Raw genomic sequence first — 8,103 nt, forward strand, 5'->3', positions numbered from 1 at the left:
GTCCACCGCCGGCCCTGACACCCCCGCCCACCCGAACCGGCGGCCAAGCCGAGGCGGCCGAGTCACGGGAACGAGTATGTAAGTGGTCGCTGGAGCAGCCACTTACATACTCGTTCCGTCCCCTGCTCCGGGTCAGCGGCGGCTGCTGTTGGCGGCGGGGTCGCTTGGGGGATCGTCGGAGGGTCCACGTTCAGCTTCGTTCCGTCCCAGCGGAAGGTCACGTCGGCCGTTCCGGCGGAGGGGCAGCGGATCCTGTCCGCGGGGTCGTACAGGTCGTAGCGCGGTACGACGGGCTGCCCGGCGAGACGTTGGTCGTGCCCCGAAGACGCTGTCCGGCTTTGTCCCTTACCCGCGTAGCAGGGTGATCGGGCGGCCAGCGGGGCTGGTGACCGTGGTGATGGCGGTACGTTCGTCGATGGGGGGGGCCGCGGGGCGCTGGTCGAAGATGGCCAGGGTGCCGGTGCCGAGCTGGAAGCGGTCGAGATAGCGGTCGAGCTGCCTGAGGCCCTGGCGGAGCGGGTCCGTCTTCTTCGAACGCCAGGTCTTGATCTCCAACGCCTCACGCTGGACACGGCGGGAGCCGTCGGCGGTGACGTAGGGCCAGCGGATGTGCAGGTCGACACGACCCGTGCCGACCGCGTACTCACGCTCGACAAACCCACCGCCGTTCACGACACGCTGGAGGTATCCCATGAGGATCAGCTGGGGAGCCGCCTCGTGGTAGAAGCCCGTCCTGACCAGAAAGTCACCGTTCTCGATCCACCAGTCGGCGAATTCGTCGAGCACCCTGGGGAAGTCGAAACCGCCCTCCGGGCGGACGAACGACCGGGGATCGGCGGTGACGCTCTCCTGGATGCTCGACGACAGGACCCGGGCGATGACCTCCCGATAGATCGGGTTCGCGACCCGGACCGGAGCCTTTGGCGCGATCAGGCCGAGGTCACGAACATAGACGAGATCATCGTCGTAGGGCTCGAGAGCGAACGGATCACCCGCCAGGAGGGGGCCGATGATCCGCTGGACCCGCGGCTGCGCGAGCTTGGCCGCGAGCGAGTCCAGATGCGTGGCGCGGTCCAGGACAAGCCGTTCCTTCGCGTCCTCGAGGTGCGCGATGGTGACTGGTTCGGGTGCGGGCACGGCCATTTTCTCGACGACCTCGCGGGCGAGTGCGTTGACCAGCCACGGCTGGCCGGCGGTGAGCTCGTAGGCGTGTTCGACGGCACCCGGGGCGAACCGCTGCCCGGTCTCGGCGGTGTGCTGACCGTAGAGCTCGGCGACCTCGTCCGGCGTGAAGTCTCCGAGCCGAAGGGACTCCAGTTTGACGTTGAAGGGACTCGCGGTCCCGAGACGGTCCGGATCTCCGCCGGCGAGCGCCTTGTATTCGCGGACATCACGCAGGCCGCACAGGGCAACCGAAACGGGGAACTCCTGGGATCGGGTCGGGAACCCGGCGCGGAGCTGGCGGAGCACGCTGATCAGGCTCTGTCCGCGTAGCGCGTCGATCTCGTCGAAGAACAGCACGAGTGGGCGTGGGCACGCCAGCGCCCACGCCCGCAGGGCCACCTGCAGCAGGCTGCCTTCCGACTCCGCGGACCAGGCCGGCGGGCGAAGATCCGTTGCCAGCTGGCTCTCGGCGTTGATCCTGATCTGGGTGAGGATGTCGCGGTTGGCCGCGCCGTAGTCGTCACCGGCGGCTTCGGCGACCTCGCAGGAGAAGTGCAGCGCCGCGTAGCGGCCCCGGGCGGTCAGGTCCTGCGCAAGCGCGCGCAGCGCGGTCGTCTTGCCGGTCTGGCGGGGGGCATGAACGACGAAGTAGGCATTCTGGCCGACGAGGGCCGGCGCCGCCGGCAGCCGTTCCAGCGCCGGGATCATGTAATGGTCGACGGGGCTGCACGGACCAGCCGTGTTGAACCGACGGCTCATCCGGTCCTTCCCCTCCACGGTCCCGCGGTGGCGCGTCCTCTGCGTGCCAGCCTACCGTGATCGACGATCAGCGACCCGCTGTGACGTCAGGAGAGCCATACTTCCTCGGGGCGGCCGCATGGCTCTACGTGTTTCATCCGGCTTCCCCGTGAAGTCACCGCCGAGTCACTCACGCCCGCGGCGGGTCCTCGTCTCAGTGCCATGCTCCGAATCGCCGGTCTCGCCCTGACGCTCGGCGCCCTCATCGGCCTCGGCGTGGGTATCGACTACGCACTCTTCATCATCACCAGGCATCGCGCCGGCCTGAAGGCCGGCCGGTCCGACACCAACACCGCCCGCACCATGGCGCCGCCGAGCTTCCGGCATTCCTCGCGGGCGGCGGCGACCTCGCCGAGAACCGTCAACGAGCCGCCCGGAGGCTTCCAGCGCAACCGCTCGTGATCGTCGCCACTGCTCGAACCGCGCCAGTTGTATCGCCACCGTGCCCATAGAAAGGTATACAGAGCATGCGTCAATACCAGATCCGTAATGAGAGGGACACGCATTCGTGGTAGCCGGGGGCGGACGCAGGCACGCACACTGGACGTATGTACCTGGCGAAGGCTGACGCTGGAAGGCGCCGGACGGTTCGGGTCGGCGAGCCGGTGGTCTGCGAGCTGCCGGAGACGCCGACCACCGGCTACCGCTGGCAGGCGCAGACCGACCCGGCCCTGCTGCGAGCGATCGGCGACCGCTACGAGGGCCCGACCGAGCCGCGTGGCGCCGGCGGCATGCGGATCTTCACTTTCGAGCCGCTGCAGCCCGGCCCGGTGCTGCTCCGGCTGGTGAAGAAGCGTAGCTGGTCGTTCCAGGTGACCGACACCTTCGACGTTCAGCTCGACGTGGCGGACTGATCTTCTCTTTGCTCCGTCGCGGCCGTCTCGCCGGCGGTGGAATCCGTGCATGCGCACGCGCGGCGAGTACCGGCCGGCTGCGGAACTCGGCGCACCGCAGACGTCGTAGAAATGCCAGCCGTCTGCGTCCCGCTGTGTCAGAATCATCGGTGGCGCGTCGTCAATGATGATCAACGCGTCCGACGTGACAACCGGAGGTGGCTGGATGGCCTCGCTTCATGGCTTACTCGAAAGCGGCTTGCTTTATCGCAAATACGAGGAGACGGTCCACGAGGGAATGCGGCTCGGCCGCAACCTGTGGCTGGATGCTCGAAGTCTGGCGTACATGGTCGAGAACGATGTCGCGGCGATGTCCGGGAAGCTGGTGGACCAGCTCTGGGACCGCCGGATTGTCATCCTCGACCAGGGCGAGCTCGGGTCGTGCACCGGGAACGCCGGCACCGGGGCGCTGGGCACCGAACCCTTCTACAGCGCGGTCGGCAGTAGGGCTCTGCCCGCGGCGGGCAACGGCAAGGCGCTGGAGGACTTTGCCGTCACGCTGTACAAGGATGCCACCGTCGTGGACGGCTATCCCGGCACCTACCCACCGGACGATACCGGTTCGTCCGGCCTGGCCATCTGCAAGGTACTCAAGTCACGTGGCACGATCAAGGGATATCGGTTCGCCCGCACCGCCTACGGTCTGCTGCAGCTGCTCCAGCACGGCCCGGTGCTGCAAGGAATGCCGTGGTACGCGGCGTTCTTCCACCCGGACGCCGCCGGCTTCATCGACGCTGACCCCAAATGGCGGTCCAGCGGGGTCGCCGGCGGCCACGAGGTCGAGGCGATCGGGGTTGATCTCGACACGCGGAACGTGTTCGACAGCGTGATCGTCTACGCAAACAGCTGGGGCACCGGCTGGGGCGACAACGGCCTTTTCCGAATGCGCCTGCGGACCTACGACCAGCTCAGCGGCGTGGACCTGCGACAGTACCAGGTGTAAATACCTGATATCGAATACCGCCAATGCCGACGACTGGGCTCGCCGAGCCTTTCCCGGTAACCACCCGTCGTGCCGTGCAACAACAAGGGTGCATCTGCACGACGGGTGTCGGGCGTTCCGCGAGCCTCGATGTCGCGCAACGGATCAGCTTTCCAGACCGGGTCGACCGCGTTGTGCCCCGGAAGACCTGCTGTGATCAGTCAGCTGCCCGCCCCGTCCCGCCTCTCGTCGAGCACCGACGGAACCTGCGTGAACGGCGCGGCTGAACGCAGGCGAGCCGCTTCCGCCGGTCAGGTTCAGGTGAGTGCCGGCCGGCGCCCACCTGACGAAACGTCGATCATCAGGACCCGTCATCTCGAAGGTGAGACCACCGAGCTCGTTGCGCCAGACCGGACACACATGATTGCCGGCGGCCATCGCCGCGACCGCGCCGGGCGTCGGCGCTTCGTCATCCCGGGGCGAACCGGCAACCATTTGATCACAGTAGCCAGCCCTCAACCGGGCCATCCGGGACGCCGCGGCGGTGGTGCCGGGTTCCTGGCGGGCTTCACGGACCGTGGCGAGCGTTCCGTGCCAGGACAGCGCCCGCGATATCGTGGGCGTATGGCGGCGTCACGCACGACTACGGTCACCGTCCCGATCGTCATCGAGCGTGACGAGGACGGCGTGTGGTGCGCGCATGCCCAGCTGCGTCCAGGTGTGGGCGCCCATGGCGAGGGCGCGACCGAGCAGGAGGCATTGGACGACCTCCGCGAGGCGCTCGTCGGCCTGATCGAGGAGTTCGGGGTTCCTCGGGAGCTGTCCGTCACCGTGGCGGCCTGATGCCTCCGGTTCCCTCCGTCCGAGGCATCCGTGTCGTCCACGCGCTGGAGCGCCACGGCTTCAAGGTGGCGCGAGTCAACGGCAGCCACCACATCATGCGTCACCCGGACGGGCGTGGAACGACGGTCCCGGTACACAGCGACCGCGACCTGGCCAAGGGCACCTTGCGGGGCATCCTGAGCGACATCGGCCTGACGATCGACGAACTCGCCCCGTAGCAGCCGCGCCCGACGACGGGGGCGTGTGGTGGACGATCAGGAGCGTCGGCATCGACGCCATGCTATTGGCCCGGTCACGGCTATTGGCCCGGTCACGCACCAGTCGTCCTCGTGCTGGAGCGAGACGCTCCCCGGCTTGGCTCGTGTCCGGTGGAGCCGCGGCATCTGTTCTCCGGTGTTCTCCGGCGCGCCGCCGGCGGCATGCGGTCCGGTGTCCGGTCTTCCATGCCCTATCTCGCCTATACCTACTACTTGACAATGCCAGGTACTCGGCTTAGCTTTCATCTATGACGCCGACGCATGATCCCCAGCTCCTCAAGGGCGTCCTGTCGTTGCTGCTGCTACGGCTGCTCGCCGAGCGTGAGTCCTACGGCTACGAAGTCGTCCAGCGACTGCGGGAGCTCGGGTTGACGGACATCAGCGAGGGCAGCGTGTACCCGGCGCTGGCACGCCTGGAACGCGAGGGCCGGGTGGAGGCGCGCCTGGTCGCCTCCCGGTCCGGCCCGGCCCGCAAGTACTACCGGTCGACCGCGGCCGGGACCCAGGCTCTGGCGGAAGGCACCGCAAGCTGGCTGTCACTGGCCGAGGTGGTCCACCCCGTGCTTGTCCGGCGCCTTCCCGACCCGCCCACCTCAACGGAGGACACCTGACATGGCCACCTCGCGGAGCACTCTCGACCGGCTGCGTATCGAACGCGCCGTGTGGACGATGAACGCCCGACTGCAGGACCTGCCGCGTAGATCCCGGATCATCCGGCGTCGGGAACTGCGCGACAACCTGCGGGCCGCGGCCGAGGACGTCGGCGCCCGGCAGGCCGTGCGCCAGCTCGGTGATCTGCGCATCCTCGCGGCCGGCTACCTCGCCGCCGAGTACGGCGAGCTGTCCCGGCGGCCGTCCTGGACCGCCGCGGCCGTCACCGTTCTCGGCGTCGACGTCCTCATGACGCTGCTCGAGCACGCCGGAAGGACCGCCTTCGACGCCGGGATCACCACGATCGCCCCGCATGCCACCGGCACCTTCCGCTGGACCGGGGTCCCCTATCTGATCAGCGACGAGACATTCACCTATCTCGACGGAACGCATACATCCGTCGGGGGAGCCTGGACCCCGCTGGTCTACGTGCTCATGTTCGCCGGGGCTTTCGTCACCGGACGGATGTGGCGGCTGATATCCGCCTGGCAGCGGCAGCGCCGCCAGGCCCCACTGGCCGTCGAAGAGGAAAGAAGTGGCGGCCGGGCATGACATCGCGGCCCGGCGCTGGAGCCAGGCGGATCCGGCCTGTCATACCGGCGAAACCGTTGGAGATCGCAATGACATGGCATGCATTCCGCGAATTTGTAACCGACACGTGGCGCCGCTCACCGGACGTGCGCGGCCCGCACCGGGCACATCGGCTGAAGTCTTCTGGCACGGTCCTCCCGGTCGTTGCGTTCCTCGCGACCGTCGTTCTGCTCTCGCCCCTGCTGGCGGGGGCGGCACCAGCCCTGGCCGGCACGGCAGCGCATCCCGCCCCCGAGCCGGACACGTCGAGGATCGACCCCGAGCTGCGCACGCTGCTGAGCGACGGCATCGCCGCCGGCGTCCCTGGCGCGGTGGTCCGAGTGCAGGACCACCGTGGGATCCGCCAGGCCGCCGCGGGGGTCGCCGATCTGGCCACCGGTGCGCCGTTGCGGCCGCAGGCCCGGGTGCGGGTGGGCAGCATCACGAAGACGTTCGTAGCCACAGTGGTACTCCAGCTTGTCGGGGAGGGACGCCTCACCCTTGACCGTCCCGTGGAACGCTGGTTACCAGGCCTGCTGCGGAACGGAAACAAGATCACTGTTCGGCAGCTGCTCAACCACACCAGCGGCCTGTTCGACTACACAGCCGACCCCAGCCTGGTGGCGGGCATCGTCCGGAATCGGGTCTTCGCCCCGACGGAACTCGTAGCCATCGCCGAAACCCATCCGGGTGCGTTCGCATCCGGTACCGCCTGGGAGTACTCCAACACCAACTACATCGTCGCCGGCCTGCTCGTCGAATCGATCACTCACCACCCGCTGGGCGAGGAACTCCAACGACGGATCTTCAAGCCACTGGGCCTGGCCGACACATCATTCCCCGCCACCACCGGGGAGCTACCCGGCTACTACGCCCACGGATACGTCCCGGCCGACCTCGTTCCCACGGCCGACGGCAGGCCGTTCGACGTGACCGGGCTCAATCCCTCGCACGCCTGGGCGGCCGGTGCCATCGTCTCCAGCGCCAAGGACGTGTCCCACTTCTACCGGTCCCTGATGGGCGGCGAGTTGCTCCGTGCCCGGATGCTCCAGGAGATGAAGACCACCACGGTAGAGAATCCCGCCGACCCGGACTTCCGTTACGGCCTCGGGATCGAACGGGTCCAGGACCGCTGCGGAGCGAACTGGGGCCACAGCGGCGCCATTTTCGGATACCAGACCATGGCGTTCTGGAACGAGGACACCACCCGTACGGTCGTCCTGGCCAGCACCATCCACCCCGCCCCCGCGGCCGCCGAGGCCGCGCTCGCAACGGCAGCCGACCACGCTCTGTGCGGGATACCTCGTTCCTGACACCACCGGCCGATGGGATATCTCGCCGTTTGGGAAACGGGATTCCAGGTTTCCCGCGCTGTTGGGACCTTCTGGGCATACGCGGACCCGGTAGGAGCGACGCAGGGACCCGAGGGCCTCGCGCCCGGCACACCGCGTGCCGGCCGGGGCTCTCAGCCATCTCCGGAGCCCGTATCCGCCACCGACGGCCCGGCCGGCTGCGGACGCCCGGTCACGGTAGGGCCGCCAGGCCGGAACATGATCCGGGTCAGCGGCGGCTGCCGTTGGCGGCGGGGTCGCTCGGGGGGATCGTCGCGGGGTCCACGTTCAGCTTCGTTCCGTCCCAGCGGAACGTCACGTCGGCCGTTCCGGCGGTCGGGCAGCATGTCTGGTCCGCGGGTTTGTACAGGGCGTAGCGCAGCACGACGACGGTGTCCCGGGCCGTGGCGACGCGGATGCCGGCGCTCGGGTCGGTGAAGTCCTTGCCGATCATCTCGGTGCCGACGAAGAAGAACCCGAACTGCTGGGGGACGGCCGGGGAGTCCGCCTTCCTGCCGATCAGGACGTTGAGGGCCCGTCCCCGCACGAAGCCGGAGCGGTCGGTCACGGTGAAACCGCGCTCGTTGAGCATGTTCGAGGCCTCGGCAAGGGTGAGCTGCCCGGCCGTCGCGTCCGCCGTCGGCGTGCCGGTGCGCGAGACCAGGGGGGTGGGG

The 8,103-nt window shown here is 68.5% G+C and carries 11 protein-coding genes; 8 read left to right on the forward strand and 3 right to left on the reverse strand.

Annotated features, from left to right (window positions below):
• Positions 1-62: 62 nt before the first annotated feature.
• The gene (locus AC5LSR_RS22010; protein WP_445548443.1) at positions 63-377 is read right to left on the reverse strand and encodes an LppP/LprE family lipoprotein; all 315 of its coding nucleotides are present in this window, start codon (positions 375-377) and stop codon (positions 63-65) included.
• Entirely contained in the window at positions 346-1,923 is a 1,578-nt protein-coding gene (locus AC5LSR_RS22015; protein WP_250280804.1) for an AAA family ATPase, read from the reverse strand. The genes AC5LSR_RS22010 and AC5LSR_RS22015 overlap by 32 nt, the downstream gene beginning before the upstream one ends.
• 201 nt (positions 1,924-2,124) lie before the next feature.
• Between AC5LSR_RS22015 and AC5LSR_RS22020 the strand changes: the two genes are divergently transcribed.
• The 8 genes from AC5LSR_RS22020 to AC5LSR_RS22055 all read left to right on the forward strand — a co-directional run bounded on the left by AC5LSR_RS22020 (position 2,125) and on the right by AC5LSR_RS22055 (position 7,411).
• Entirely contained in the window at positions 2,125-2,364 is a 240-nt protein-coding gene (locus AC5LSR_RS22020) for an MMPL family transporter (protein WP_250280802.1), read from the forward strand.
• Between the two features lie 146 nt (positions 2,365-2,510).
• Positions 2,511-2,816 carry a protease inhibitor I42 family protein gene (locus tag AC5LSR_RS22025; protein WP_445548601.1) on the forward strand — a complete coding sequence of 102 codons (306 nt, stop codon included), beginning with the start codon at positions 2,511-2,513 and terminating at the stop codon, positions 2,814-2,816.
• Positions 2,817-3,021: 205 nt separating this feature from the next.
• Complete coding sequence (locus tag AC5LSR_RS22030; RefSeq protein ID WP_493465642.1) at positions 3,022-3,798, forward strand: C1 family peptidase; 777 nt, start codon at positions 3,022-3,024, stop codon at positions 3,796-3,798.
• A gap of 603 nt (positions 3,799-4,401) precedes the next feature.
• Entirely contained in the window at positions 4,402-4,620 is a 219-nt protein-coding gene (locus tag AC5LSR_RS22035; protein ID WP_250280796.1) for a type II toxin-antitoxin system HicB family antitoxin, read from the forward strand.
• Positions 4,620-4,838, forward strand: a complete 219-nt coding sequence (locus AC5LSR_RS22040; RefSeq protein ID WP_250280794.1) for a type II toxin-antitoxin system HicA family toxin — start codon at positions 4,620-4,622, stop codon at positions 4,836-4,838. Before AC5LSR_RS22035 ends, AC5LSR_RS22040 begins: the two co-directional genes overlap by 1 nt.
• Before the next feature lie 287 nt (positions 4,839-5,125).
• Entirely contained in the window at positions 5,126-5,488 is a 363-nt protein-coding gene (locus tag AC5LSR_RS22045) for a PadR family transcriptional regulator (RefSeq protein ID WP_250280792.1), read from the forward strand.
• Between the two features lies 1 nt (position 5,489).
• The gene (locus AC5LSR_RS22050; protein ID WP_250280791.1) at positions 5,490-6,080 is read left to right on the forward strand and encodes a hypothetical protein; all 591 of its coding nucleotides are present in this window, start codon (positions 5,490-5,492) and stop codon (positions 6,078-6,080) included.
• Between the two features lie 68 nt (positions 6,081-6,148).
• On the forward strand, positions 6,149-7,411 hold the full coding sequence (locus AC5LSR_RS22055; RefSeq protein ID WP_250291750.1) for a serine hydrolase domain-containing protein: 1,263 nt from the start codon (positions 6,149-6,151) through the stop codon (positions 7,409-7,411).
• 247 nt (positions 7,412-7,658) lie between these two features.
• On the opposite strand, the gene AC5LSR_RS22060 is transcribed toward AC5LSR_RS22055, so the two are convergent.
• On the reverse strand, positions 7,659-8,103 hold a 445-nt coding region (locus AC5LSR_RS22060), incomplete at its 5' end, for an LppP/LprE family lipoprotein (RefSeq protein ID WP_493468941.1).

This window comes from Protofrankia sp. CiP1_Cm_nod4 (genome assembly GCF_982290645.1).